The 24,816-nt window shown below is 63.2% G+C and carries 27 protein-coding genes and 3 pseudogenes; 16 read left to right on the top strand and 14 right to left on the bottom strand.

The genetic code is table 11. The features are described 5' to 3' along the window. From AC5E6N_RS13095 to AC5E6N_RS13080, 4 genes are all read left to right on the top strand, one after another. The coding region (locus AC5E6N_RS13095) for a UTRA domain-containing protein (protein WP_491748227.1) at positions 1–343 on the top strand (343 nt) is incomplete at its 5' end. Continuing rightward, positions 340–1,746 (top strand): 3-isopropylmalate dehydratase large subunit, encoded by a 1,407-nt coding sequence (gene leuC, locus AC5E6N_RS13090; RefSeq protein ID WP_491748226.1) that lies wholly within the window; start codon positions 340–342, stop codon positions 1,744–1,746. The genes AC5E6N_RS13095 and leuC, both read left to right, overlap by 4 nt. Before the next feature lie 2 nt (positions 1,747–1,748). Next, complete coding sequence (gene leuD, locus AC5E6N_RS13085; RefSeq protein ID WP_491748225.1) at positions 1,749–2,369, top strand: 3-isopropylmalate dehydratase small subunit; 621 nt, start codon at positions 1,749–1,751, stop codon at positions 2,367–2,369. A gap of 129 nt (positions 2,370–2,498) precedes the next feature. Continuing rightward, positions 2,499–3,248, top strand: coding sequence for an acetoacetate decarboxylase family protein (locus AC5E6N_RS13080; protein ID WP_491748224.1), 750 nt, complete (start codon positions 2,499–2,501; stop codon positions 3,246–3,248). A gap of 8 nt (positions 3,249–3,256) precedes the next feature. Here the strand turns inward: AC5E6N_RS13080 and AC5E6N_RS13075 are convergent, their stop codons facing one another. Together AC5E6N_RS13075 and AC5E6N_RS13070 are read right to left on the bottom strand one after the other, a co-directional pair. After that, entirely contained in the window at positions 3,257–3,955 is a 699-nt protein-coding gene (locus AC5E6N_RS13075) for an isochorismatase family protein (protein ID WP_491748223.1), read from the bottom strand. Positions 3,956–3,981: 26 nt separating this feature from the next. After that, positions 3,982–5,658 (bottom strand): thiamine pyrophosphate-requiring protein, encoded by a 1,677-nt coding sequence (locus AC5E6N_RS13070; RefSeq protein WP_491748222.1) that lies wholly within the window; start codon positions 5,656–5,658, stop codon positions 3,982–3,984. A gap of 71 nt (positions 5,659–5,729) precedes the next feature. Between AC5E6N_RS13070 and AC5E6N_RS13065 the strand changes: the two genes are divergently transcribed. The 6 genes from AC5E6N_RS13065 (at position 5,730) to AC5E6N_RS13040 (ending at position 11,200) form a co-directional block, all read left to right on the top strand. Further along, positions 5,730–6,590: an amidohydrolase family protein gene (locus tag AC5E6N_RS13065; protein ID WP_491748221.1), complete on the top strand. Its 861-nt coding sequence runs from the start codon at positions 5,730–5,732 to the stop codon at positions 6,588–6,590. Between the two features lie 19 nt (positions 6,591–6,609). Then, complete coding sequence (locus tag AC5E6N_RS13060) at positions 6,610–7,770, top strand: ABC transporter substrate-binding protein (RefSeq protein ID WP_491748220.1); 1,161 nt, start codon at positions 6,610–6,612, stop codon at positions 7,768–7,770. 79 nt (positions 7,771–7,849) lie between these two features. Further along, on the top strand, positions 7,850–8,725 hold the full coding sequence (locus AC5E6N_RS13055) for a branched-chain amino acid ABC transporter permease (RefSeq protein ID WP_491748219.1): 876 nt from the start codon (positions 7,850–7,852) through the stop codon (positions 8,723–8,725). Positions 8,726–8,727: 2 nt separating this feature from the next. After that, positions 8,728–9,717, top strand: coding sequence for a branched-chain amino acid ABC transporter permease (locus AC5E6N_RS13050; RefSeq protein ID WP_491748218.1), 990 nt, complete (start codon positions 8,728–8,730; stop codon positions 9,715–9,717). Next, on the top strand, positions 9,701–10,453 hold the full coding sequence (locus AC5E6N_RS13045; protein WP_491748217.1) for an ABC transporter ATP-binding protein: 753 nt from the start codon (positions 9,701–9,703) through the stop codon (positions 10,451–10,453). Before AC5E6N_RS13050 ends, AC5E6N_RS13045 begins: the two co-directional genes overlap by 17 nt. 12 nt (positions 10,454–10,465) lie before the next feature. Continuing rightward, a complete protein-coding gene (locus AC5E6N_RS13040) occupies positions 10,466–11,200 on the top strand; it encodes an ABC transporter ATP-binding protein (RefSeq protein WP_491748216.1) in 735 nt (244 codons plus the stop codon). Positions 11,201–11,221: 21 nt separating this feature from the next. Here the strand turns inward: AC5E6N_RS13040 and AC5E6N_RS13035 are convergent, their stop codons facing one another. Further along, complete coding sequence (locus AC5E6N_RS13035) at positions 11,222–12,154, bottom strand: carbon-nitrogen hydrolase family protein (protein ID WP_491748215.1); 933 nt, start codon at positions 12,152–12,154, stop codon at positions 11,222–11,224. A 250-nt stretch (positions 12,155–12,404) separates the two neighbouring features. Here AC5E6N_RS13035 and AC5E6N_RS13030 point away from each other — a divergent pair, with 250 nt between their 5' ends. Beyond that, the gene (locus AC5E6N_RS13030) at positions 12,405–13,199 is read left to right on the top strand and encodes a GntR family transcriptional regulator (protein WP_491748214.1); all 795 of its coding nucleotides are present in this window, start codon (positions 12,405–12,407) and stop codon (positions 13,197–13,199) included. A 22-nt stretch (positions 13,200–13,221) separates the two neighbouring features. Next, positions 13,222–14,580 (top strand): phenylacetate--CoA ligase family protein, encoded by a 1,359-nt coding sequence (locus AC5E6N_RS13025; protein ID WP_491748213.1) that lies wholly within the window; start codon positions 13,222–13,224, stop codon positions 14,578–14,580. Positions 14,581–14,630: 50 nt separating this feature from the next. Here the strand turns inward: AC5E6N_RS13025 and AC5E6N_RS13020 are convergent, their stop codons facing one another. The 10 genes and pseudogenes from AC5E6N_RS13020 to AC5E6N_RS12975 form a co-directional block, all read right to left on the bottom strand. Then, positions 14,631–15,476 carry an amidohydrolase family protein gene (locus tag AC5E6N_RS13020; protein ID WP_491748212.1) on the bottom strand — a complete coding sequence of 282 codons (846 nt, stop codon included), beginning with the start codon at positions 15,474–15,476 and terminating at the stop codon, positions 14,631–14,633. Between the two features lie 50 nt (positions 15,477–15,526). Further along, on the bottom strand, positions 15,527–16,303 hold the full coding sequence (locus AC5E6N_RS13015; RefSeq protein ID WP_491690898.1) for an ABC transporter permease: 777 nt from the start codon (positions 16,301–16,303) through the stop codon (positions 15,527–15,529). Between the two features lie 14 nt (positions 16,304–16,317). Beyond that, on the bottom strand, positions 16,318–17,160 hold the full coding sequence (locus AC5E6N_RS13010; RefSeq protein WP_491690899.1) for an ABC transporter ATP-binding protein: 843 nt from the start codon (positions 17,158–17,160) through the stop codon (positions 16,318–16,320). Then, positions 17,144–17,770: a cysteine hydrolase family protein gene (locus AC5E6N_RS13005; protein WP_491748211.1), complete on the bottom strand. Its 627-nt coding sequence runs from the start codon at positions 17,768–17,770 to the stop codon at positions 17,144–17,146. The genes AC5E6N_RS13010 and AC5E6N_RS13005 overlap by 17 nt, the downstream gene beginning before the upstream one ends. Continuing rightward, positions 17,767–18,789, bottom strand: coding sequence for an ABC transporter substrate-binding protein (locus tag AC5E6N_RS13000; RefSeq protein ID WP_491748210.1), 1,023 nt, complete (start codon positions 18,787–18,789; stop codon positions 17,767–17,769). The genes AC5E6N_RS13005 and AC5E6N_RS13000 overlap by 4 nt, the downstream gene beginning before the upstream one ends. Before the next feature lie 35 nt (positions 18,790–18,824). Then, entirely contained in the window at positions 18,825–19,688 is an 864-nt protein-coding gene (locus AC5E6N_RS12995) for an acetoacetate decarboxylase family protein (RefSeq protein ID WP_491748209.1), read from the bottom strand. A gap of 115 nt (positions 19,689–19,803) precedes the next feature. Next, entirely contained in the window at positions 19,804–21,288 is a 1,485-nt protein-coding gene (locus tag AC5E6N_RS12990) for a class I adenylate-forming enzyme family protein (protein ID WP_491748208.1), read from the bottom strand. Beyond that, positions 21,275–22,156: an amidohydrolase family protein gene (locus tag AC5E6N_RS12985; protein ID WP_491748207.1), complete on the bottom strand. Its 882-nt coding sequence runs from the start codon at positions 22,154–22,156 to the stop codon at positions 21,275–21,277. Before AC5E6N_RS12985 ends, AC5E6N_RS12990 begins: the two co-directional genes overlap by 14 nt. Positions 22,157–22,711: 555 nt before the next feature. Further along, positions 22,712–22,900 (bottom strand): annotated as a pseudogene (locus tag AC5E6N_RS12980) (recombinase family protein); the annotation flags it as partial. 59 nt (positions 22,901–22,959) lie between these two features. After that, a pseudogene (locus AC5E6N_RS12975) lies at positions 22,960–23,040 on the bottom strand (hypothetical protein); the annotation flags it as partial. 211 nt (positions 23,041–23,251) lie between these two features. Here AC5E6N_RS12975 and AC5E6N_RS12970 point away from each other — a divergent pair. From AC5E6N_RS12970 to AC5E6N_RS12955, 4 genes and pseudogenes are all read left to right on the top strand, one after another. Beyond that, positions 23,252–23,428, top strand: a pseudogene (locus tag AC5E6N_RS12970) (type IV secretory system conjugative DNA transfer family protein); the annotation flags it as partial. 109 nt (positions 23,429–23,537) lie between these two features. Continuing rightward, positions 23,538–23,798 carry a type II toxin-antitoxin system ParD family antitoxin gene (locus AC5E6N_RS12965; protein WP_491748206.1) on the top strand — a complete coding sequence of 87 codons (261 nt, stop codon included), beginning with the start codon at positions 23,538–23,540 and terminating at the stop codon, positions 23,796–23,798. Then, a complete protein-coding gene (locus tag AC5E6N_RS12960) occupies positions 23,791–24,081 on the top strand; it encodes a type II toxin-antitoxin system RelE/ParE family toxin (protein ID WP_491748205.1) in 291 nt (96 codons plus the stop codon). Before AC5E6N_RS12965 ends, AC5E6N_RS12960 begins: the two co-directional genes overlap by 8 nt. A gap of 155 nt (positions 24,082–24,236) precedes the next feature. Further along, complete coding sequence (locus AC5E6N_RS12955; RefSeq protein ID WP_491748204.1) at positions 24,237–24,491, top strand: hypothetical protein; 255 nt, start codon at positions 24,237–24,239, stop codon at positions 24,489–24,491. A gap of 138 nt (positions 24,492–24,629) precedes the next feature. Here the strand turns inward: AC5E6N_RS12955 and AC5E6N_RS12950 are convergent. Next, positions 24,630–24,816: lipocalin-like domain-containing protein (locus AC5E6N_RS12950; protein WP_491748203.1), on the bottom strand; the 187-nt coding region annotated here is incomplete at its 5' end.

Raw genomic sequence — 24,816 nt, 5'->3', positions numbered from 1 at the left:
GATTGCGTGCAACTATTCCGAATCCGATCTTGCGACGACACCGCTGTTCCGCCTGCTCGAGCGCAGCGGGGTCAAGGTCGAAGCCGCGCACCAATCTGTCTCGGCGGCCCTTGCCTCGCCGCAGATTGCGCAGGTGCTTGGCATCGCGGTTGGTTCGGCGCTTTTGTCGATTCGTCGCATTGTGCGCGATGCGACCGGTGCCGGCGTGGAATATCTCGATGCACTCTACCGGCCGGACGTCTTTCGCCTGCACATGGACCTCAACCGGGTCGGTCGCGGGGAGGCGCGCCACTGGCGGCCCGTGATCGGTGCAGCTTCCGAACTGGCGGAGGCCGCTGAGTGACGGACCGGCCGCGCACCCTGTTAGACAAGCTCTGGCAGGCGCATGAGATCGTGCGCCGCGATGATGGTGCATCGCTTTTGTGGGTGGACCGGCATCTGGTGCACGAGGGCAGCCATCATGCCTTTGCCAAGATTGCCGCGCACCGGCTTTCGGTCGCCGAGCCGGAACTGGCCTTTGCCGTGGTCGACCACTACGCGCCGACCCGCCGCAACGGCGTTCCCCTTGACCCGGTTATCGCGCGGATGATCGCAACGCTTGCCGACAACGCGCGCAAGCATTCCATCACCTGTTTCGGGCTCGACGATCCGCGCCAGGGCATCGTCCATGTCATCGGCCCGGAGCAGGGGCTGACGCTTCCGGGTCTGCTCATCAATTGCGGCGACAGCCATACCTCGACGCATGGCGCATTCGGTGCCTTGGCCTTCGGTATCGGGGCAACCGAGGTTGCTCATGTTCTGGCCAGCCAGACGATCTGGCAGAAGCGCCCGAAAACGATGCGCATCACCGTTACCGGCCGGCTTGGCCCTGCGGTCGGACCCAAAGACCTGGCGTTGGCCTGGATAGCGCGCCTCGGTTCGGACGGCGCCCGTGGCTACGCCATCGAATATGCCGGGCCGGTGGTTGAAGCGCTCTCCATGGCCGGGCGGATGACACTGTGCAACCTGTCGATCGAAGGCGGTGCAAGGCTCGGCATGATCGCGCCGGACGAGACGACGTTTGCCTATCTCAAGGGCCGGCCCTATGCCCGGGCAGGTGCCGGATGGGATGCGGCAATGAAATCCTGGTCGGCGCTCAAGGCCGATCCGGACGCTGTGTTCGACCGCGAGGAAACGCTGGATGCCAGCGAGATCGCTCCAATCGTCACCTGGGGAACGAGCCCGGAGGATGCTTTGCCGATCGACGGCCACGTGCCCGATCCCGCGATCGCGCCCCGCGAGGAGCGCAAGCAGATCACCGACGCCCTCGACTATATGGGCCTGAGACCCGGACAGCCGATTGCCGGCACGCCGGTCGATCAGGTCTTTATCGGTTCGTGCACCAATGCGCGGCTTGAGGATCTGCGCGTGGCGGCCGCGATCCTCAATGGCCGCAGGGCGCGGGTTCCCGGCCTCGCCTCGCCCGGCTCCATGCTGGTCAAACGGCAGGCCGAAGAGGAGGGGCTCGACACTATCTTCACGGAAGCCGGACTCGACTGGGCGGCGTCGGGCTGCTCCATGTGGGTTGCCATGAACGGTGACATGGTCACGCCCGGCAAGCGCTGCGCTTCCAGCACCAACCGCAATTTCAAGGGTCGGCAGGGGCGCGGCGCGCGTGCACATCTGATGTCGCCGGCCATGGTCGCCGCGGCTGCGGTCACCGGCACGCTGACTGACGTGCGTCCTTTGCTGGACGGGCGGCTATAGCCATGGCTGGATGGACGCGATTTGAAGGCAAAGCGGTGGCATTGCCGGCAGAAAGCATCGACACCGATCAGTTGATACCGGCGCGATTTATGACAACGCCGCGATCGGAGGGCTATGGCCGGTTTCTGCTGCACGACATGAGGTTTGACGCCGATGGCGCGGCGGTCGCCGCCATGCCGCTCAACCGCCATCCTGGCGCGACAATCCTGGTCACACGGCGCAACTTCGGCGGTGGTTCCTCGCGCGAGGCGGCGGTCTATGCGCTGGCCGATTTCGGGATCAGGGCGGTCATCGCGCCAAGCTTCGGCGATATTTTCGCGGCCAATGCGGTCAACAACGGCCTGCTGCCGGCACGGGTCGACGAGGCGGAGGTCGATGCACTGATCGCGCAACTGGGCAACACGGCGCAGGGTGCGACCATCGATCTTGAGACGAGCGAGATTATGATCGAACAGGCGCGGCTTGCCTTCGCGCTCGACCCGGTCTGGCGGACCAAGCTGATCAGGGGCTGGGACGACATCGACCTGACGGCCAGCCATGGCGAGGCGATCGCCGCCCGCCGCGCGGCGCGCCGAACACAGGCAGGCTGGGCCTGGCCGAAGGTGGACGACGGCCAGCGGTGATCCGTGTTTCTTCTCGACCGACCTTGTTTGCATCCGCGCCAAGCCTTGGCTTCGATCCGATCCGGTTCGGGCCGATCATGCTCCCGGCGCCGGAGATCAGTCACGATACCGCAGAATGGAGGATGAAAGATGACACAGGACAGGGACTACAGCGCCCCTTACGGTTCGGCGATCTACGGCAAGCCGCCCTATTACATGACCGAGGCGCAGATGATCCGGGTGACCTACCGGGTCGACCCGGACGCGGCGCAGGCCGCGCTGCCGCCGGAACTGGAATTCATCGGCGATACGGCAATGGCGTTCATCGGCCAGATGACCCAGCTTCCCCATTGCGGCCGGTTTCATGAGGGCGGTATCTCGCTGAGGGTTCGTCACGGCGATACCGAAGGCCTCATCGCGGCGCATCTGTTCACGTCGTCGGACACGTCCCTGCTTGTCGGCCGCGAGGTCTACGGCATGACCAAGCTCCTGTGCGATGACACGCCGCTCGAATGGGCCGGCAACGAGATCCGCGGCACGTTGCAGCGCATGGGCCAGGCGCTGTTCTCGATCAATTTCAATGTCGAAGCCCGCCGGCCGCCGGCCGAACTCGGCCAAACGCCGACAGTGAAATTCATGGCGACGCCGCGCCTTGGCGTGCGGATCATTCCCGATCCGTCGCTCGAGACCACGGCGACGCATGAGGTTATCCGCGCCGAACTTCATGACGTCGCGCTTGCCGAACTCCTTGAGGGGACGGCGACCATCCGGTTCGGCTTCCCGGCCTTTTCCGATCTCGCCGCGCTGGCGCCGGTCGACAAGGGGCCGTTCGAGGGCGCCTTCGTGCGCGGTTCATGGACGCTTGACCGTGCCACGATCATCGGCCGTTTCGTGCATTGAAACGCCGGTCAGGTGTCTTGCCCCGCAAGCATCGCGATTACCTCGTCGGTCGGGCGCACGTCGCCGAAGCTTTGCAGGAAGGTGGTCAGGGCGGCGATATGGGCCTCGTCGGTGCGGGCCGCGTTGGCATCCTCGACCATGACCGTCTTGAAGTCCGTCATCACCGCGTCCCGGGCCGAGCTGTCGCAGCACACATTGGTCATGCATCCGGCAATGAGCACCGTGTCGATCCCGGCCGTGCGCAGCAGGATAGGCAGGTTGCTGGCGCCCGGAAGGAAGGCCGACAGCCGGTACTTGTTGACGATCATGTCGCCATCGCGCACGTCAAGCCCGCGGTGCAGGGCGTGCAGCGGATCGCCCTCCTGGAGGGCGTCGAGGATGCGGCGCGAAAGCTCCGGATTGACCATATGGTCGAAAAAGTTCGGCCAGCCGGCCCGGTCGAAGGTCGCCCTGACCCAGACGACGCGCCCGCCCGCCCTGCGCATGGCGTCCGCCAGCCGATTGACGTTGGGAACGACGGCGCGGGCCGGCGCGGCCTCGGACGGCGCGCCAGGATCCATGAAGGCGCGCTGGAGATCGATGACGACAAGCGCGCTTGCGGCCGGATCGATGGTCTCGAAAACATGCGGCCGGCCGCGCCGCCGGGCGGCCGCCTCGCGGACCGCGTCGGGCAGTGCCGGGTGCGGGGCGTTGTCGATATGAATCATGGGCTGGCTCCTTGTGAAAAGGCGGATCAGGCCGCGCAGCGCACATCAAGCACCGCACAGCGTCCATTGTCGCGGACTTCGGCCAGGGCCCGGTCGAGCGCGCCCGGCAGCTGTTCGGGATCGTCGACGGTGTCGCCCCAGCAGCCGCATGCGCGCGCGATCGCGGCGAAATCGGGCGCGGGGTCGAACCATGTCAACGGCATCCGATTGGCCTGGACGGCGTGCCCGTCGGGATACATGGCGCGTGTGGCGCGGGCGACGGCGCCCCAGCCGGCATTGTTGAAGATCACCACCAGGATCGGGATGCCCTCGGCGGCGGCGATCTGGTGGCAGGCGGTCGGATTGGCGAAGATGTGGCTGCCGTCCCCCAGAGCGGCGATGACCTCGCGTTCGGGTGCAGCGAGCTTCGCGCCGAGCGCGGCCGGCAGGCCCCAGCCGAGGCCACCGGAGGGCGAACTGCCGTAGAATTCGCCGGGCTCGGTCGTCCGCATGACCGGGCGGACGAGCGGGTATTCGTTGACGAGGATCGAACCGGGCGCCCGCGCGCGGTCGAGGCATGCCGTCGCCCAGGCCATTGTGATCTGCCGCGGCGCCTGGGCGACGGCCGCGTGTCCGTCGTCCCTGATCCTTGCGCACCGCGCCTTGATGTCATCGGCGTTGCCGTTTGATGGGCCCAGCTCATCCAGCATCGCCTCGATGAACAGCCGGGCCGTGGACCGGATGGTTATATCAGAGCGGAAGCCGCGCAGCGGGTAGCGCGCCTGCAGCGGGTCGACACCGACCTGGATGACTTTGAGCGCATTGGATGGTTTGTCTGCGCCGGGCAGCCAGGGCACATCGCACTCGATCACCAGCGCGAGGTCGGCTTCGGTCAGCCAGGGCGCGACCTCGAACCCGCCATGGTAAGGGTCCTCGCTTGACAGGTTCAGATGCCGCGGCCGGTATTCGACCACCGGCGCGCCGAGCCGTGCGGCGAGCCTGGACAAGAGCGCCGGCGTTGCCTTGTCCGCGCCGCTGCGTGCCGTGATTATGACCGGAAAGCGGGCGTCGGAAAGGCATCGCGCAGCCGTGACGACCTGATCGGGATCGGGCGCCGCCGAACCGGCTGGGCACATCAGCGTTTCCTCGGCAACCGAGTCCTCGGCGGGCCTCATTGCCAGCACTTCGCGCGGCAAGGTCATATAGACCGGCCCGCTTGGGTCGGAATGGGCAATCGCAAGCGCCCGGTCGGTTGCAAGGGTGAGCTGGCGTGGGTCTTTCAGTTCGAAATCCCAAAGCACGGTCTCGCGCAGCATGGATGCCTGGTCGAACATCTCCTGCGCCCAGTGAATGTTGAGCGAACGCGCGCCGTGCGCGCCACTTTCGAGGTGGGGCGTGCGGCCCGCCGCCAGAAGCACGGGCACATAGTCGCGCTCGGCATTGATGAGGCCGCTGATCGTGTTGGCCGTGCCGACATTGACGTGCACCAATACCGCCTGTGCACGGCCCGATACCATGGTATGGCCATGCGCCATGGAGATGGCGGCATTCTCGTGGCCGCAGATGACCGGGCGCGGAATGGCGATTCCATAGTGGTCGGCGCGCGCGATCCCTTCCACGACCGAAGGCATGTCGGTGCCGGCATTGGCAAACAGGAAGTCGACTCCCCGGGCTCCAAGCAGCCACAGCCAAGCCTCCCCAACGGTCTCCGGCGCCAATTGCATCACGGACGTCCTTGTCAGATTAGTTCTAATCACATAACAATATATCAGAAGGTTGCTGGAGGCGACGGGAAATGTCAATCGGAGCCATCGATATCGTGGTCAATCCGCTGACGCCGCAGATTGTCAGGGCGCGGCCGGAGTGGACGCGAACGTTTCACACCGGCAAGATCGGACGCGCCGAGGCCGATGTCGCTTCCCTCACCCATGAAGAGATGATCGGGCAGATGGACGAGGCCGGCGTCGAGCGGGCCTTTCTGATCGCCTGCAAGCTGGGGCAGGAGGGTACGCCGGGGGCTTGGCATATGCCCTATGAATGGATCGCCGAGGCCGTCGCCGCACATCCGGCGCGTTTCTACGGCCTCGCGGGCGTTGATCCAACCGAGGGCATGGAGGGGGTTCGTCGTCTCGAGCAGGCGGTAAGGGGGATGGGCTTTATCGGCGCGCATACCTATCCGCACTGGTTCGAACTGGCCCCCGATCACCGAAAATACTACCCGTTCTACGCCAAGTGCTGCGAACTGGGCATTCCGATTCAGATGCAGGTCGGCCAGTCGCTCGTCTATTACGACAAGCGGCCGTTGCGCAGTGTCGCCCGCCCGATCCTGCTCGACGGAATCGCCTGCGATTTTCCCGAGTTGAAGCTGATCGGCATCCATATCGGCATTCCCTGGGCTGACGAGATGATCGCCATGGCCTGGAAGCACGACAATGTGTTCATCGGCTCCGATGCCCACAGCCCGAAATACTGGCCGCAGTCCTTTGTTCACTACATCAATACTTACGGGCGGCACAAAGTCATGTTCGGCACGGACTTTCCAGTGCTGGACTTCAAGCGAACCATGGACGAGATCGCAGACCTCGGCCTGAGGGAGGACGCAATGCGACTGTTCGTTCGGGACAACGCACTGCGTGTCTATGGTCTTCAAGAGTAACGGCAAAAAGGAGTAGGCAATGCGAAAGCTCACCATGTTGGCCGCAGCGGCTGTCACCGCGCTTGTCGCGCAGGCGTCGTACGCTGAGGAAAAGACGGTCACGCTGGGGATCGTCACAGCTCAGACGGGACCGCTCGCGGCGCCGGGCCGGTTCCAGATGAACGGGTTTGAACTGGCTGTGGAGACGATCAACGGGCAGGGCGGCTTCGAGGTGGACGGCACCACCTACATGCTCGAACTGCAAGTCTATGATACGCGCTGCAACGCGGCCGAGGGCGCTTCGGCCATGCAACGTCTGGCCACCGTCGACCGCGTGCCGATCGTGCTGGGCGAGTTGTGCAGCCCGGTGGCCGCTGCCCAGGCCCCGATTGCCCAGGATGCCCAGGTTCCGCTGATCGCGACGGTTCCGACGGCGGCCAGCCTGACGGACGAGGGCAATCCGTATTTCTTCCGGATCAACGCGAACAATCGGCAGCTCAACGAGGCGCTGGCGCAGTATGTCGAAGCCAATGACATCGCTCCGCTCGCCTTTATCGCCTGGAACAACGATGCCGGCCGGGGCGGTGTTAACGGCATGCTGGGACGGCTGCCCGAGAGCTTCGGCGAGGGCTATGTCGGCTACTTCAATGTGGGCGAGGTGGACTTCTCCAGTCACATCACCAATATCCGGGACTCTGAGGCGGCCGGCATCATGCTGCTGATGGACGAGGAGCCCGGTGCGCTGGCGATACGCCAGATCCGCGACGCGGGCCTTGATGCGCAGCTCATCGGAACGCTGGCCATGGGGTCGAACCGTTTCCTCGACCGGCTCAACGCCGAGTATCTGAGCGGCATGGTTCAGTACAATTCGTTCCCGCCCAACGCTCCGATCGGCCGGATCAAGGCCTTCAGCGACGCTTATAAGGAGAAGTTCGGTGAAGAGGCGCATGGCTTTGCCTCACAGTCTTATGACGGCATCTTCGTGGCCATGGAGGCGATGAAGGCGGCAGGCACCACCACCGACGGACCGGCGATCCGCGATGCCTTGGCCGAACTCTCCCACGAAGGGGTGATCGGTGTCATCGAGTTCGACGAGACCGGCCAGGCATCGCCACCGGTCTACATCACCGAGTGGTGCGAGAGCGGCGATCGCAAGATCAACTTCCCCACGGAACTGGCTGCCGGTTGCGGCAGCGGCTGACCGGCCAGATCGGTATGCCGGCCGTCCCGCGCCAGCGCGGGACGGCCAATCTTGATCTCCAACCGCAGATGGAGCCGCAATGGCGACCGCGATCCTCGAACAACTTGTCAACGGCACAATGATGGGTTCGATCTATGTGCTGATGGCGCTCGGCATGGTCCTGATCTATGGGGTCATGCATGTGCTGAACTTTGCCCACGGCGTCCTGTTCATGGTCGGCGGTTACATGGCGCACGCCTATTTCTTCAACCTGACGGGCAACTACCCGCTCGCCATCCTTGGCTCGATGGTTACATTGGCGTTTATCGGCGTTGTGCTCGAGCGGACGATCTTCCGGGCGCTGCGTGACAATCTGCGCATGCAGATCGTCGCCTCGCTCGGGCTGATCCTGATCATCCAAAACGGTGTCGTGCAGATCTGGGGACCGCACGCGCTGCAGATGCGGCCCGCCAGCGTGGAGACGCTGGTCAGGCTCGGTCCGCTCAGCTTCACGGCGCAGCATTTCATCATCATCAGCGTCGTGCTCGTGACCGTGACCGCGCTTTACGTCTTCCTGACGCGGACGCGCCTCGGCACGGCCATGCGCGCCACAAGCCAGCATCCCGAAGCGGCCGTCGTCGTCGGCATCAATCCGAACCGGGTCTACACGCTGACCTTCCTGATTGCCTGCGCGCTGGCCGGTCTCGGCGGCGCCTTGCTCGGCCCCCTGTTTCTGATCTTTCCGCAGATGGGCGACCTGCCGCTGCTGAAGGCGCTGGCGGCGATCATCATCGGCGGCATGGGCAGTGTGCCCGGCGCCATCGTCGGCGGCCTGGGCATCGGCATCGTTGAATCCCTGTCGACGCTGGTGATCCCGACGGACTTCCGCGACACCATCGTATTCGGCGTGCTGATCCTGATGCTTCTCATCCGCCCGTGGGGCATCTTCGGCGTGCGGGTGCGGGGAGAGCACTGAGCATGCGATCCATCTCGTTTTCCGCCGGATTCGCCGTCACGATCCTGTTTGTCGGCGCGTTCGCACCGATCATCTTCTCCGAGCAGCCCTACGTCCTTTACGTGCTCACGCTGGCGCTCACCTATGTCATTCCGGCAATCGGCGTGAACCTGCTGTACGGCTATACGGGTCTGGTCTCGCTCGGCCATATGGGCTTTGCCGGCATCGGCGCCTATACGACCGCGATTCTCATGAAGGATCTGGGCGTTCCCTTCGTGCCCTCGCTGCTCATCGGGGCACTGGCGGCCGGTTTCGTGGGGTTCCTGGTCGGCATTCCCTGTCTGCGTCTGCGCAGCCATTTCTTTATCGTGGTCACACTCGCCATCGGTATGATCTTCTATACGATGTTCAACAATCTCGACGGCATTACAGGTGGCGCGGAAGGGCTGCCCGGTGTTCCGCGGCCGGCCGATATCGATCTGGGCTTCATCACGCTGCAGTTCCGATCCCTGGAAGGCTTCTACCTGCTTACCTTTACCGTCGCGACCCTCGTCTTCATTCTGCAGTTCCTGCTGGTTCGCTCGGATCTGGGACGCTCTCTGGCCGCCATCCGGCAGGACGAGACGCTGGCGGCCGCGCGTGGCGTGGATGTGTTCGCGCACAAGCTGATCGTCTTTGCCCTTTCGGCTGCGATCGCCGGCTTGGGCGGGGCGATGAAAGTGCTGTTCCTGCGTGCGGCGGCGCCTTTGTCCTTCGAACTGCAGGAGAGCATCAACCTGATGCTGATGTTGATTCTGGGCGGTGCCGGGTATCTGGTCGGCCCGATCATCGGCGCCATCACCTTCATCGCGCTGCCCGAGTTCCTGCGTATCGCCAACCAGATGCGGCTGATCTTCTTCGGCGCCGTTCTGTTGATCCTGGCGCGCTTCGCGCCCCGTGGAATCTGCGGGCTTGCGGAAGCGGGCTATCACAAGCTGGCCAGACGGGAGAAGGCTGTTGTCGTCCATTCTTGAGGTGCGCGATGTCGCCAAGAGCTTCGGCGGCATCAAGGCCGTCGACGGCGCCACCTTCGCGCTGGGGCAGCCGGGCATTTACGGCCTGATCGGACCCAACGGCGCCGGCAAGACAACGATGTTCGACATCATCTGCGGCCGCCAGATCGCCGACCGGGGTCAGGTGCGTTTCCAGGACGCGCGCATTGACGGCATCAGCCCGCACAAATTGGCCCGTCGCGGGCTTGCACGGACCTTTCAGGAATGTCGCGTGCTGCCGCAGGAGACGTGTCTGGACAATGTGCTGTTTGCCGCCCAGGACAAACGTCTGGGTCCGGAGTTCATACAGGCTCTGTCGCGTCGTCGCGGCGCGCGTGAACGTGCCGAGGACAAGGCCCGGCGTCTTCTGCGGCTAATCAACCTGGCCGGCTATGCCGACCATCCCGCGGGAGCTTTGTCATACGGTCAGCGCCGCCTGCTCGAGATCGTGTCGTGCCTCATGTCGAGCCCGCGTATCCTGCTGCTCGACGAGCCGGCGTCCGGCATCAATCCGACCCTGCTCAATACGCTGCGGGACTTCATTGTCGAGATCTACGATGAGACCCGGATCGTCATTTTGATCGTCGAACACAACATGGAGTTCATCATGTCGCTCGCCAGCCAGATCATCGTTATGCACCAGGGGCAGGTCCTGACACAGGGCACGCCGGCGCAGGTGCAGTCCGACGCAAGCGTCATCGACGCGTATCTGGGGTGAGGGGGTCTGACGATGCTCAAGGTGCGCGGCCTGAAGGGCGGCTACGGCGGTGGCAGGCTGATCGTCGACGGCATCGACCTGGACGTTGAGGCGGGCGAGGTCGTCACGGTCATTGGCCAGAACGGCGCCGGCAAGTCGACGATCCTGAAGGCTATCTTCAACATGACGCCGGTGCGCGAGGGCGAGGTGCTGTTGGGCGGCCGGAACATCTTTCGCGTCCAATCGCATCGCATGCTGACCGTAGGGCTCGCCTACATCCCCCAGCACCACAGCGTCTTCCCCAAGCTGACGATCGCCGAGAACCTGCGCATGGGCGGTTATCTCCTGACCGACGCACACCTGCTCGCGGAGCGCACGGCGAAGGTCGAGGCGATGTTCCCGATCCTCAAGGCGCGCCGCGACGAATATGCGGCGAGCCTTTCAGGCGGGGAACAGCGCATGCTGGAGATCGCGCGCACGCTGATGATGGACCCGAAGGTGATGATGCTCGACGAGCCTTCCATCGGCCTGGCGCCGAAAATGGTCGAACTGGTCTTTTCGACCGCCCGCCGCCTGGCGGAAGACGGCAAGGCCGTCCTGATGGTCGAGCAAAACGTCAAGAAGGCGTTGCAGGCGTCCGATCGCGGCTATGTGCTGGAACTGGGGCAGGTGCGAATCAAGGACGACGCGCAGGCGCTGATCGCCGACGAGCGCGTCTCGCGCCTCTATATGGGCGTGCGCACCGAAAATGCGTCCGTCGACGGATGAAACGCCGCAGACTGCCCGGTGTCACGGCCTGAACGGCTTTGGGTTGAGATCGAGCGACAGAATCTCGGGCCTTGAATAGTGGCCCGCCGTATCGGCGAGGACCTTGGCGCGCGCGATCGCTGAATGGTCGATCTCAGCGATGACGAGCGTTTCCTCAAGCCCGGTGTGAGGGCCTGCGAGGAACTCGCCGTCAGGGCCGATGACAGTCGACCAGCCGCCGCCCGGGCCGAGCACCGATTGCGGTCCCATAGCCGCTTCCATGGCCTCTATATTGTGTTCCGTTACCGGGTTTTGGGCGACGATCACGAAGCATTGGCCGGTGATGGCATGGGCGCGCATGATGGCCTCCACGCTCCGATCATAGATCGCCGCGCGCGCATTGCGGCTGCTGGCGAATGTCGGCCAGCTTGCACAATGGATCTGCATGCCCTGATCGATGAGCGCTTGCCTGGCCAGATTGAGCATATGTTCATAGCAGATCAGCGCTCCCACCTTGCCGACGGCCATGTCGTGGACGGCGAGCGTGGACCCATCGCCCTGTGACCAGATCATGTGCTCGGCAAAGGTCGGTTGCAGCTTGCGATGCTTGCCGGCGATCATGCCATCGATGTCAATGAAGACCTGGGTGTTGTACATGGTGGCGTCGACGCGCTCGCTGAGGCCAAGGACGACCGCGACGCCGGCGGTTTTGGCGGCAGCACACACGGGCTCGAGTTCGTTACCGGAAAGGTCGACTGACTGATCCGCGTAAGTCAGATAGATGCCGTGCTGCTCCGCTGGCGGATAGAGGTTGATCCAGTAGGGAAAGCCGGGGACGAATGTCTCCGGAAAGCACACCAGCTCCACATCCGAACGACCGGCGTTCCGCACAATCTCGGCGGCCTTTTCCAGGCTGGCATGTTTGTCGAGCATGAGCGATGCGGCATGCACCGCCGCTACCGTGTGTTTACGCATTGCTTTGCCTTCCCGCGATTTGGAACTGCTGGCTGCCCAGAGCGGTCTGTGGATTGGATTGGCACATTTATCGCATTGTTATAACAATATGAGGCTGTTGACCAGCTTGGCCGGTGACGGCATGACGTAACGCCAAGGGCATTGCAACAAAAGTGCGCATCCGAGCAGGTGCGCTTGCGGCCCCGGCATGCTTGCAATGCGCGCGCTGTAAAGGCATAACAATATAACAAGCAAAATCGGATGACACCCTGTGCTCAGAGAAGTCCTGCCCAACGACGCGGTCACGCCACTGCACCACCAAGTCTATATCGTCTTGCGCCAGCAGATCGAGGAGGGGCAATTCGAAGGCGACAAACCCCTGCCGTCGGAACACGAACTGTCGCAGACCTTCAAGGTTTCGCGGATCACCATCCGGCGCGCGCTCGACAGGCTCAAGCAGGAAGGGTTCGTCAGCCGTTCGCGCGGCCGTGGCACCTTTGCCCAGCAACCCAAGGCGCCGCAGGCGATCTCGGCCAATCTGCGCGGAATCTTCGAGAACCTGATGGCCATGGGTTTGCGCACGCAGGTCAAGCTGATTGAGTTTGACTATCTGCCGGCGCCGCCGCTCGTGGCACAAAAGCTCAAGCTCAGTCCGGGCGCGCGGGTCCAGCGCGCTGTACGCGTGCGTTACCACGAGAACGTGCCGTTCTCGCATTTGACAACCTACCTGCCCGAGGAGATTGGCCGCCATTGCGATGAGCGGGAGATGTCCGACAAGCCGCTCCTGCTGCTGCTGGAGCGCGCCGGCATCAGGGTTTCCTCGGCCGATCAGTCTGTCTCGGCCAAGCTTGCCGATACGATCGTCGCCTCCCTCCTTGAGATCGAGACCGGCTCGCCGCTTTTGTGGGTCAAACGGCTTGTGTTCGACCAGAACAACCGGCCGGTCGAGTATCTCCACGCGCTCTATCGCCCGGATGTCTATGAGTACCAGATGAGTATGTCGCGGGTAGAGGGCGAGAGAACGGCCCTTTGGAGCCCGGACGCAACCCATCCGCAAAAGCCCTGACCCGTACCGTTCCGAGTGGCCCGTGCAAGACGATCTTTTCTTTGAGGACCCCGCGGATCTTACCCGCGCCCGCGACGCCGTTTTCGCGCCGATGCTGGACCGCATCTTCGAGCATCACCCATACTACAAGGCCGTTTTCGCCGAGCGTGGAATCGATCGCCGCGATATTGGCGGGATCGGTGATCTCACCCGGGCGCCGGTTACGCGCAAGGCGGATTATGTCGCCCGCCCGCGCGATTTTACGCTGCGCCTTCCGGACACCTATGAGGCAGCCGAGCGGATCGTCTGGGACGTGATGTACACCACGGGCTCGACCGGTGCGCCGACCCCGTTCACCTCGACCTCGTATGATTTTCTCAACATCCTGGCGGCCAACCGCAACATGTTGCGGTTGCGCGGGGTGAGGCCCGACGATGCGATCCTCAACTTGTTCCCGCTGACCAGCTACCCCCACGGCGCTTTCACGCGCGCCATGAACGCCGCGGCGGCATGCGCCATCCCGGTCATCGCCGCCATGCCGGGCGCGACCACCACGCGCCATACGGACCTCGGCAACCGGACTGACGCGGTGTGCGCGCTCGCCGCTCGCCCGGACGTAACGATCCTGTGGGGGGTACCATCCTACATCCGCAAGATGCTTGGCCGGGCCGAGGAGCTTGACATGCGCATGCCGTCCGTGCGTCTCGTGTTCGTGACCGGCGAGGGCTTCGGCGAGGAGGCCCGCAGCGACCTCATTGCGCGGCTTCGGCGCCTGGGCGCCCCCGATCCGAGGATCAGCGTTTCCTATGGCGCGACCGAACTGCAGGGCGGTATGGTCGAATGCAGCCCCGGCGCGGGCTATCACAACCCCGCGCCGTTACAATTCCTGTTCGAGGCGGTCGATCCCGAGACGCTGGAACCGGTCGCCGACGGCGACGAGGGGCTCATCCTGCTGACCCATCTGGACAGACGCGGCACGAGCATGCTGCGCTATGCGCTTGGTGATACGGCGCGGCTGACCCGCAAGCGATGTCCCCATTGCGGGGCGCTGACCGAGCGGCTCGTCTCTGTGCCGGTCCGGCGCGACGGGTTCATGAAGATCCGCGGTATGCTGGTCAATCCGCAGGCGCTGGCCGACGTGCTGGCCGCCGATCCGGCGGTTGTCGACTTTCAGGCCATCGTCGACAAGGATGATCCGTCCGACCCACTGTCGATGGACCGGTTGCTGATCAAGCTTTCGCTCCGCGATGCGGGCGATCTCGACAGCCGGATCGCGGACAAGGTCAAGGCAACAATCGGCGTGGCGCCGAAGATCGAACTTGTGGCACCGGACGACCCGGCCTTTGCCGGACGGGGATGGAAGGCGAAGCCCATTATCGACAGGCGCGGTGACGCGGACTGACCTGCCCGGCCGGGGCCGGGTCTGCCGCAAGATAAGCTGGGCGGGTCTCCTCAGGGCTTGACATCAAGGCCCAGGATTCGGATGGCGTTCTCGCCCAGCAGCCCGTTCAGGGCTTGTGGCGGAATGTCGAGCGCCCGCACTTCTTCCAGCGATCGGGTCAGGGTCTGCACCGGCCAGTCGGTACCCCACATGACCTTGTCCATGCCATCGATATTCAGAAAGCCGCGCTGGGCGACGAAATCGACGAAATGCTGTGACCATGTGGAGGGCGGATGCGCATCGGCGATGATGTAGACATTTTCATAGGCGATCGCCGCGCTCGTCATCTCATGGTCGTGGGGCACGCCGATATGCAGCCCGATGAGCGTAAGCTCGGGGAAGTCGAAGGCGGCGTCCTCGATCCATTGCGGCCGCGCGCACAGCTTGCCGCCTGAGCGCGGTGACTGGCGGCCGACCTGAAGCGTGATCGGCACACCCAACTCGCAGCATTTGGCGTAGATCGGCCAGTAGGTCCGGTCGTTGATCGGCACGCCGAACCATTGCGGGTAGACATGCACGCCCTTGAAGTCCAGTTCCGTCACCGCGCGCTCGATGTAGCGCAGCGTCTCCATGCCGCCCAGCGGGTCGATGCCGACCCAGCCGAAGAAGCGGTCGGGATACTTCTCAAGGACCGGATAGACCTCATCGACATGGGTGGCCAGTAACGCGCCACGCACGCCGTCCTGCACGACATTGGCGATAACGCCGGTCATCGCCACCCCGTTTGCATCCATTTCGGCGATATAGGCTTCCGGATCGAGTGCTCTTGCCTTCGACTTGTCAACGCCAAGCACGTCGTAGAGCTTGAGTTGGGTGTGCGGTTTGAAATTCGTGCTGACGTCGACGATGCGGCCCATTGTGTGTTCTCTCCCTTAGAGGTCAGGTTTGGTCAAATGATCACCACCGCCTAGTTGCGATCGGTGCTGACGGCCTCGTGCCACGGGGTCAGAAAACGGCGCAAGGTGACGACGAGGAAATAGAGCAGCCAGCCCATCACGGTCATCAACAGGATGACGCCGAACATGGCCTCGACATCAAAGGCGTTGAGGGTGGCGACCGCCATATAGCCGAGCCCCTGGCTGCCGCCGAGATATTCGCCGACGATGGCGCCGATCGTGGCCAGCACGATGCCGACCTCCATGCCGGTCAGGATGAAGGGCAGGGCGTGCGGCAACTCCACATCCCGGAAGGTCTGCCAGCGGCTGGCATTGAGCGCCAGCATGACGTCGCGATTGCCGCGCTCGACCGATTTGATGCCCAGGATCGTATTGGTCATGATCGGAAAGAACGCAATCACCGCGGCAAGCACGATCTTTGACGTCACGCCAAAGCCGAACCAGACGATGAACAACGGGATCAGCGCCACCTTGGGCATCACCTGAAGCCCGACGATGAGCGGATTGAGCGTCTGTTCCAGCCAGCGGATCTTGCCCAGAAGGCCGCCAAGCACGATGCCGGTCACCACCGCGACCGCAAAGCCGGCCAGTGTCTCGAACAGCGTGACCCAGATGTGCCAGTAGGTGCGCCGTTCGCCGAGCAGTTCGACGGTCGCGTCCCACACCGCATTTGGCCGCGGCAGGATGAATGGCGAGACCGAAAAGACGCGGACATAGATGTCCCAGACCAGGACGAACCCGATCAGGATGAGGGGCGTTGCGATCCAGGCGGTGTTTTTTTGTATCATGGGCGGTTCCCGGTTCAGGCAAAACGATCGAGACGGTGGCGCAGGCCCACCTCAAGTTCCTGGAACTGCGGCGTCGACTGGACGTAGATGTCGCGCGGCCGTTCCATCGGGATCTCGGTGATCGTATCCATGCGTCCCGGACGCGGCGACAGGAGAAGGATGCGGTCGGCCAGGAAGACCGCTTCGCGGATCGAGTGCGTCACGAGCACGATCGTGCAGCCGCTTTCCATCCAGATGCGCTGCAATTCGAGGTTCATCTGGTCGCGCGTCATCGCGTCAAGCGCACCGAACGGCTCGTCCATGAGCAGAATGTGCGGGCTGCAGCTGAGCGCCCGCGCGATGGCCGCCCGCTGGCGCATGCCGCCCGACAATTCGCGCGGCCAGCGCTTTTCAAAGCCCTTGATGCCCACCAATTCGCACAATTCGCCCGCGCGGCGGCGGCGCTCGGCCCTGCCGATGCCGCGCAGCTTCAGCGGCAGCGCGATGTTGTCCTCGATCGACATCCAGGGAAACAGATTGGCGTCTTGAAACACCACGCCCAGTTCGCGCATGACCGCATCATTGCGGTCATCGCCGCGCCACAACGGCTCGCCGCCGACCTCGACGGTCCCCCTGGTCGACTTCAGCAGGCCGGCGATGATGCGCAAAAGCGTGGTCTTGCCGCAGCCGGAAGGGCCAAGCAGGACCAGAAACTCGCCCTGCGTGATGCTCAGATTGACGCCGGTCAGCGCCAGCACATCGACGTCGCGGGTGACGAAGCGCTGCTCGATGTCCGTCAGCACGATGCTTGCGCCCTTGCCGTCCGGCGCCGGTCCGGGTGTCGTATCGCGCGATGGAGCGTCAATGCCGGCGGTCATGGCCTGCACCGTCAAAAAGCGTCATCGCCAGCGCACTGTCGATGATCGTTGCAAAGCCGAATTCCATGGCGGCGATCGACGCCTCATGACGGCCGGTCTCGAAGTCTGCGCAGGCATCCTCAACGACAAAGGTCTCATAGTCGCGCTGGCCCAGGTCGCGTACGGTGCTTTCGACGCACATGGGCGTGGTCACGCCACACACAATGATGCGCTTATAGCCGCCCGAGCGCAGCACCACCTCCAGCGATGTGCCGATCCATGCGGAAAAGCGCGGTTTGTCGATCACGATGTCCCTGGGCTCCGGGTGGGCGAGGGCGGAAAACGCCTCGTCGCCGCTACCGCGGCGAAGTGCTCCGGCCTTGACCAGATTGGGCCGAATGGTGGCGGCGAGCTGGCCGCCATCCGAATAGTCTGAAGCAAACATCATCCTTGTCCAAATGACCGTTATGCCGGCCTGCCTGGCTCGTTTCGCCAGATTATCGGCGGTGCCGGTCGCTACGCGCAGTGGTTCGATGTCACGCCCTTGCCGAGCCATCGACCCTTCGCCATCGCAAAACGCGCGCTGCAGATCGATGGCCAGCAAGGCCGTCTGCCCGGCTGCCGTGCTCACGAGAACGCGAGCTGGCGGGCTGTGTCATCGTGGAAATTGCGGTCGTCGAGTTCTTCGATCAGGCCCGCCTTGACCATCAGCCGGTAGGAGGACTCCCAGGCTTCCGGATTGGTCGCGAGCTTGTCCGTGTACGGCGCGACATAGTTCCTGACGGAGTTTTCGAGCACCGAAAGCCCCTTGTCGGGCCGGCCGGCTTCGAAGATCTCGTATTTGGCCGACATCGAGTCGACGACCGCCTGCAGATTATCGGCCGTAGTGGTAAAGCCCAGGCCCTCATGCACGGCGGCCAGGAACCTGGCAATCGTTTCGGTATTCTGCTCAAGTTGCGCCTTGGAGGTCATATAGACCTGGCCGGGCGACAGGGCGACCTCGTCCGTCGACCAGGCGTTGATCGGCTGATCATCGACCTGAAGCTGGAAGACGGTATCGCTGGTTGCGATGAAGGCTGCAATGCGGCCGAGCTTGACCAACTCGAAGGCGGCCGGCGCGTTGCCGGCGACCTCACGCGCGACATCTCCGGCCGGGATGTCGCGCGCGGCCAGCATCATGTCGAGAATGTTCTCGGTGGCGCCGGATGCCGAGACGACGCCGATTGTCTTGCCGGCCATGTCCTCGGGCGTTGCGACCGGTGAGTCCTGCGCGCTGATGACGTAGAAGATGTCGCGCTGGAAGATGTCGCCGATCGCCACGATCGACGGATCGGTGGCGTAGGCCTTGATCAGGTCGCTGCCGCCGGTGCGCGAGACCAGCGCGTTGCCGGCGGTCACCTGCTGGACCGCCATGGACGATCCGCGCCCGCCATTGATGGTGACGTTCAGACCGTGCTTTTCGAAGTAGCCGCCGGTGTCGGCATACATCGTATCGACAAAGGCGATCAGAAAGCCGAACGGCGTCAGGAAGGTCATGTCGGTCAGTTCTTGCGCCATGGCGCGGCGTCCAAAGCCGGGCAGCACAGCGCTGGCGGCCAGCGCCTGGGTTCCGATAAGCAATTGTCTGCGGTCGAACGTAAAGGGTTTCATGATGGTTCACTCCTGGTCCCTGATTGCATCATTTTTCATTCGGCGGCGACACATGCGCCGGCCTGGTAGTCGCAGAGCAGCCGCGCCGTCCTGTCGGTTGTCCAGCCGCGCTCATAGGCATAGCCGCCGGTCACCGCGACGGCGCCGAGCGTATCGAGCTCTTCATCGGGCGCGGTGCCGAAACTCAACGCGCCGCGGCCGGCGCGAATGGACGCCATCGTCACATTCGAAAAGGGCAACTCGAAGAGCTGCTCGACATCCGGCACGTCGGGGCTGGGCGAGGCGATGTAGCGATACAGAAAGGTCGATCCGCCATGGCCGGGCAGCGCGTCAAGCGGTGTGCCGCCGTCCTCAAATTCAACATTCAACTGCACGATGGGATGGCCGTAGCGGGACACCGTCCCGCCCAGCCGAACATCCTTGCCGGCCAGCGCCGGATTGGTGCGCTGCGCCCGTGTGCGGTCTATCGACGCCAGCCGCTTGCCCCAGCCGAAGATCGCGCCCATGCCCAGGGACCAGTCGCGGTCGACCCAGACCAGGGCGCTGTAGCGGCCGATGCTATCGCCGTATCGACAGTAGAAGCCCAGCACGCACTCATTGTAGGACGACCGGGATGGATCCTGCCACATCTGGTCGGGATTGGCGGCGCTGACCTTGGCCATTTCGGCAATCATCACCCACCCCTCACCGCTGTCGAGCGGTTCCAGATGCGGCGGCAGGAAATGCGCCACGCGGTCGGGTGCGGCCCGAAAGCTCACATGCAGGGCGTCGCAACTGATGTGGTGTGGGAGCGGTTCGACGAGAGCGCTGCGGCCGGTCGCGCTGCGTGGCCAGGACTGGCCGGCCCAGGCACGCGCGCCGCAAACGCCTTCTTTTGTTCTTTCAACGCCCGGCTTCATTGCGCCGCAAAGTCCTCCATATTGATATATATGTATAACAATAGACCTAAAATGGCGAGCGCCGCAAGGACTATCGCGCGGATGACGATCCGGGAGCGCAACACGGCATCTCGATCTATGTCGCACGCCCGGGCCGGCTGGCCGGTTCGGTTGCATCGGCGGCGCGTTCGGCAAGCCGTGCCTTGAGCACTTTGCCCGCGCTGTTGCGTGGCAACGCATCAGTGAAGATGAAGGTGGCGGGAACCTTGTAGGGCGCGAGCCGTTCCCCGCACCAGGCCTCCAGCGTTTCCGCGTCAAGCGTTCCGGACGGGGCGATGAACGCGACCACCTCCTCGCCGAGGCGCTGCGATGGCCGTCCGAACACCGCCGCTTCGGCCACGGCCGGATGGCTGCCGAGCACGGTCTCGATCTCGTCGGGATAGATGTTCACGCCGCCGCGGATGATGATATCCTTGGCCCGGCCGCGCAGGGTGATGTAGCCGCTTTCGTCGATTTCGGCGAGATCGCCGGGATAGAACCAGCCCTCCCGGAACGCCTCGCCGCTTGCCTGTGCGTCGCGATGGTAGCCGGCGGCGACGCCCGGCCCGCGATAGCGCAGCCGCCCGACCGCGCCCGGCGGCAACGGCGTATGGTCCGCGTCGACCACCTCGACGCAGACCCCGAAGACCGGCCGCCCGACGGAAGCGGGACGGGTGGCCCGGGTCGTGGGCGTTGCGATCGATATGCCGCCGCCCTCGGTCGAGGCATAATACTCGACGAAATTGGCGCAAAGACGCGTTTCGATTTCGGCGCGTTCGTCATTGGCGAGCGGCGCTCCGCTTCCAATCAGCAGGCGCATGCGCCGGGCCGGTGCCAACCGGTTGTCGCCGCACGCCAGAAGCTTGCGCAACTGGGTCGGCACGAGAAAGGTGGCGGTGGCGCCCACGCGTTCCAGTTCCGCGCACAAGGCATCGGCCTCGAAAGGCGGGGGAAACAGCACCGCCGTGCCGCCCGCGAACAGGACTGACATCGCAAAGGTGCGTCCGCCGCCAAAATAAAGAGGAGTGGCCGATACATAGCGATCGTTGGCATTCAGGCCCAGATTGATCCAGTGCGTCCAGAAACGCCGCAGCATCTGGCCATGGGTGATCAGCGGTCCTTTCGGCCGGCCGGTCGTGCCCGATGAGAGCGACAGGAGCAGCGGCAGGTCCGCTCCATTGGCGACCGGCGGCATGTCCGCGGCGCCAGCCTCCGGCAGGTCGGCGACCGGCACGGCGCGCGCCGCCCCCGGCAAGGGCTGCTTCGGTTCGACAAGCACCAGATCAGCGCGGAAATGACCGGCGATACGGCTCCTTTCGTCCTCGGTCCACCGCCAATCCATGGGCAGGATGATCGCACCCATCCGGGCCAGCGCATAATTGGCGACCAGATGGTCGGCCGAGTCGCGCAAGCACACGCCGACAACGGCGCCCCTTGCTATGCCGGCAAGCGCCAGGCGGCCCGCCATTGCCCGTACGTCGGTCGCAAGGTGCGCATAGGTGCGTTCGGTCGGGCCCGCGATGAGCGCGACGTCGTCCGGCCGCGCGCGCGCATTGGCCTCGATCGCCTCAGCCAGGTTCATGGCCGCCATCGCGCTTGTAGACACGCAGCGCATTGTCGCGCAGGAATTTGCGTTTGGGCTCGGGCCGCAGGTCGAGCGCGTCGATCTGCTGCACCGTTTCGGTGAAGTCGAGCACGGGAAAGTCCGTGCCGAAGATCACCTTGTCCTGGCCGTATGTGTTGATGTAGCGCACGAACGAGGCAGGCCAGTGGCGTGGCGCGTGGGCGTCCGAGCCGATGAAGACATTATCGTGCTTCCAGGCCATGGCAATCATCTCGTCGGCCCAGGGGACGCCGATATGAATACCGATCAGCCTTAGCTCGGGGAAATCGCAGGCAACCGCATCGAGGGTGATCGGCCGGCCGACCGACCGGCGCGGAAAGCGCTTGTCGTAGACCAGGGACTGGCCGACCTGAAGCTGGATGGGGATGTCGAGCTCGACGCACTTGGCATAGAACGGATAGTTGCGCGCGTGGTCGGGCGCCAGCTCGAACCAGTGCGGATACAGGTGGGCGCCGATAAAGCCGTCGTCGCGCACGGCCCGCTCAAGCGCGCGCACCCCGTCCATGCCTTCGGTCGGGTCGATGCCGGCCAGGCCCCAAAAGCGGTCGGGATGCTTCCGCACCGCCTCGGCGACCAGCCGGTAGGGCACATGGTAGCAGGCGCGGTGCATGGCCGGGCCGACCTTGGCGGCGATCAGCATGGCGCGCTCGATGCCGGCCTCGTCCATACGCGCGACCATCGCCTCAAGCGATATACCCTCAAACGTCGCGCGGTCGACCTTGACCTTGCGGGTATAGAAATCCTCGCGGTCAGGACGCCCCGCGAGGGCCTCCGGTGTCCATATGTTGACGACAGCATCGACGATGCCAATGGGGCGCTCGCGCATTTCCGCCTGTCTCCTGTATCTTTTTGTTATACCAATAGTGCATATCCGCTTCGGAAGGCAAGTCTGGCCGCGTCGCCCGATCGAAGACGGAAGGACTGGCTGGGCGTATGACCGTCCATATTTGAGCCTCAAAGGATTGAGACGGCGCCAATCTCGAACCCGGTCGAGCGGTGCCATTTCAAAGTTTGTCTGGAGTTCCTGCGGTTTGATGGACACTTTTCAGTTTTTGAAGGAGAGTGTTTTGATGGCGAGAACGAGGACCCCCGTACCCTGCGGAGCGAGCCTGCGAACGGAATACATCATTGCACTGGCGCGGTCTGGCCGCGGCATTGAAAGTCTGGCGCGAGAGTTCGAACCTTGCGTTGCGCCGATGATGGACTGGATGGGCAGGGGTTAAATTCAGAAGCTAAAGCAATGCTTTGATAGATTTCTCCTTGTGCCATGTACCAATAACCTGGCATTCGGTTCTGGCGTGAGGCGATCAGTAGAGTACGGGAACAAATCACGCGTTCGGCCTCTCGGTTTCGGGCACCGGGCGCTATTTTGGCAGTTCAATCACTTGGCGATCCTCTTGGAGAAAGAAGTACCCTTTAACTGAGCGACGGCGTTAATCACGCCCATAGTCAGCTTGCCGGCAGAGCTTGTGAGGTCGACACCGCCGAGAGCCAGGCAATGAACACGGATACCAATATCTTCGAGCTTGGCCACAGTGGTGCTGACATCAATGGCATCTCGGCCGAATTGCATCGTTGATGGTAGCCGTGCGGCTCGTCGCAATCCTCTGGCGGACAGGCGCCGGAACCGCCAACGCAGATCGGATAGGATTGCTTCGGTGGTGGGTTGATCGCCTCAACGCGGCTCTCGTGTTCCCAATGTTCTCCCATGTCATAGATGTACGAGAACCGATCATTTTTACGGAACCCGAACTGGTTCAGTGGCACATCCGGTTTTGCGGCATGCAATCCGCCAGATCATCGGACTGATCTCCAAAAGGCGAACTTTCAACTGATAGATTTCCGGTGCCACCGACATCGAAAACCCCTGCCACCGTCAAACCCGAAATTCAACTGCCCCACACTTTGCGGTGCTCTCCATACCGGCATCACCCTCTCCGAGCACCATGTCGGCCGGCCCCTGCTCACCCCCGACGAGGTGCGCAACCTGCCGCAGGACGAACAGTTCCTGTTCCCCGCAGGGCAACGCCCGATCGTCGCGAACAAACTGCGATACTGCGAAGACAGGGAATTCAAGGGGTTCTACGACAGCATCTGATGCAAAAACTCCGAAGCCCTGATCACGCTGCGAACGCGTTTGCAGCCAGATCAGATATGAACTATTCTCATTACCTCGTAACCAGTCATACTACGGAGGATTTGGCACAATGGGCAAGATAACGATCTCCGTGCCCGATACGATGAGCGAATATGTCCGGACACGCATTGAATCGGGCCAATATGGCAACGTCAGCGAGTTTTTCCGCGATCTCGTGCGCAAGGATCAGGAAAGACAGCTGAACGCCATCCGCGAGCTCAACGACATGATGGATCGGGCCGAGGCAAGCGGCAGAAGCTCCAAGACGGCCGACCAGGTGCTTGGCGAGGCGCGCGACGCCGCGCGTGCACAAGGCCTGCTGGATGAATAGCTACACACTTTCCCTGGCCGCGGAAGCCGATTTGCGGGAAATCTATTTCTACTCCCTCGAGCAATTCGGCTTTGCCAAGGCAGAGGCCTATACGGAAGGTTTGGCAAACGCCCTATCGCTCCTGGCCGAAAACCGGAAGATGGGCCGAAGTTTTGAGAAGGTCCGCCCCGGCCTGCGGCGGCATGAACATTCTCGCCACAGCATCTATTATCGCATCGAAGCAAACGGGATCCTGATCCTGCGAATCCTCGGCGTGGATCAGGATCCCGCAAGACATCTGTGAATGACCCGGCCTGCGGCCGATCTCTCTATCCAGGTCCTTTTGCCCTCAACCGGTATTCAACGCCTGGCGGCTCCCCCGTTGGATATCACGGATTCTGTGAATGCGTATTTTTCCAAGCATCAAAAACCAAAACACACACTAGCAAACAGACAAGTATGGCAGCAAATGATGTCGGTGTTTCACCAAAAATAAAGAACCCTGCAAGAATTGACAGTGGAAGTCTAACATACAGTCCCATTGCTGAAGAAGAAGAGCTGGTCTTAGCGAACGCCAAAATGAGAGCAACACTACCAATGACAGATACTGAAGACGATATATGCAATGCTCAATCTCATCGCAACTCGCTGTTCATTCCGCGGATTTGCGGCGATGACCGCCTTCGCCCTCAAAAGATGCATTTGCCGGGTTGAAGATAGGCCCCTGCAGGACAGCGGCAGCGAAGAGGCAACGCCACTTGGCCTGGACGGCGTGATGCCGTCACAAGTTTCCTTTATCATGACGTTGCTGATCAGTCTGCGGGTGCGAGGCAATGACACGGTGACACCGGGTCATTCGTGGCCGGTCATTTCCAGATATCCGCGCCCGTGGTTGCTCCCTTCTGCGGTGACCGGGCCTTCCCAATAGGATACCAGCGTGTCCATCCAACTGTCGGGATTGATGGCGTTGATGGTGATGTCGAGACCGCGCGCCGCGAGCTGCAGGCGCCACTCGACCGGAACCGTGCGGCCCGCGACC

It is taken from the genome of Hoeflea sp., from assembly GCF_984452065.1.
This window is presented reverse-complemented; position numbering and strand designations above follow the sequence as displayed.

Excerpts from the sequence above, each read along its gene's own strand:
- leuD (WP_491748225.1), top strand. The coding sequence starts at position 1,749 with ATGGCTGGATGGACGCGATTTGAAGGCAAAGCGGTGGCATTGCCGGCA.
- AC5E6N_RS13080 (WP_491748224.1), top strand. The coding sequence starts at position 2,499 with ATGACACAGGACAGGGACTACAGCGCCCCTTACGGTTCGGCGATCTAC.
- AC5E6N_RS13075 (WP_491748223.1), bottom strand. The coding sequence starts at position 3,955 with ATGATTCATATCGACAACGCCCCGCACCCGGCACTGCCCGACGCGGTC.
- AC5E6N_RS13070 (WP_491748222.1), bottom strand. The coding sequence starts at position 5,658 with ATGCAATTGGCGCCGGAGACCGTTGGGGAGGCTTGGCTGTGGCTGCTT.
- AC5E6N_RS13065 (WP_491748221.1), top strand. The coding sequence starts at position 5,730 with ATGTCAATCGGAGCCATCGATATCGTGGTCAATCCGCTGACGCCGCAG.
- AC5E6N_RS13060 (WP_491748220.1), top strand. The coding sequence starts at position 6,610 with ATGCGAAAGCTCACCATGTTGGCCGCAGCGGCTGTCACCGCGCTTGTC.
- AC5E6N_RS13055 (WP_491748219.1), top strand. The coding sequence starts at position 7,850 with ATGGCGACCGCGATCCTCGAACAACTTGTCAACGGCACAATGATGGGT.
- AC5E6N_RS13050 (WP_491748218.1), top strand. The coding sequence starts at position 8,728 with ATGCGATCCATCTCGTTTTCCGCCGGATTCGCCGTCACGATCCTGTTT.
- AC5E6N_RS13040 (WP_491748216.1), top strand. The coding sequence starts at position 10,466 with ATGCTCAAGGTGCGCGGCCTGAAGGGCGGCTACGGCGGTGGCAGGCTG.
- AC5E6N_RS13035 (WP_491748215.1), bottom strand. The coding sequence starts at position 12,154 with ATGCGTAAACACACGGTAGCGGCGGTGCATGCCGCATCGCTCATGCTC.
- AC5E6N_RS13020 (WP_491748212.1), bottom strand. The coding sequence starts at position 15,476 with ATGGGCCGCATCGTCGACGTCAGCACGAATTTCAAACCGCACACCCAA.
- AC5E6N_RS13015 (WP_491690898.1), bottom strand. The coding sequence starts at position 16,303 with ATGATACAAAAAAACACCGCCTGGATCGCAACGCCCCTCATCCTGATC.
- AC5E6N_RS13010 (WP_491690899.1), bottom strand. The coding sequence starts at position 17,160 with ATGACCGCCGGCATTGACGCTCCATCGCGCGATACGACACCCGGACCG.
- AC5E6N_RS13000 (WP_491748210.1), bottom strand. The coding sequence starts at position 18,789 with ATGAAACCCTTTACGTTCGACCGCAGACAATTGCTTATCGGAACCCAG.
- AC5E6N_RS12995 (WP_491748209.1), bottom strand. The coding sequence starts at position 19,688 with ATGAAGCCGGGCGTTGAAAGAACAAAAGAAGGCGTTTGCGGCGCGCGT.
- AC5E6N_RS12990 (WP_491748208.1), bottom strand. The coding sequence starts at position 21,288 with ATGAACCTGGCTGAGGCGATCGAGGCCAATGCGCGCGCGCGGCCGGAC.
- AC5E6N_RS12985 (WP_491748207.1), bottom strand. The coding sequence starts at position 22,156 with ATGCGCGAGCGCCCCATTGGCATCGTCGATGCTGTCGTCAACATATGG.
- AC5E6N_RS12965 (WP_491748206.1), top strand. The coding sequence starts at position 23,538 with ATGGGCAAGATAACGATCTCCGTGCCCGATACGATGAGCGAATATGTC.
- AC5E6N_RS12960 (WP_491748205.1), top strand. The coding sequence starts at position 23,791 with ATGAATAGCTACACACTTTCCCTGGCCGCGGAAGCCGATTTGCGGGAA.
- AC5E6N_RS12955 (WP_491748204.1), top strand. The coding sequence starts at position 24,237 with ATGGCAGCAAATGATGTCGGTGTTTCACCAAAAATAAAGAACCCTGCA.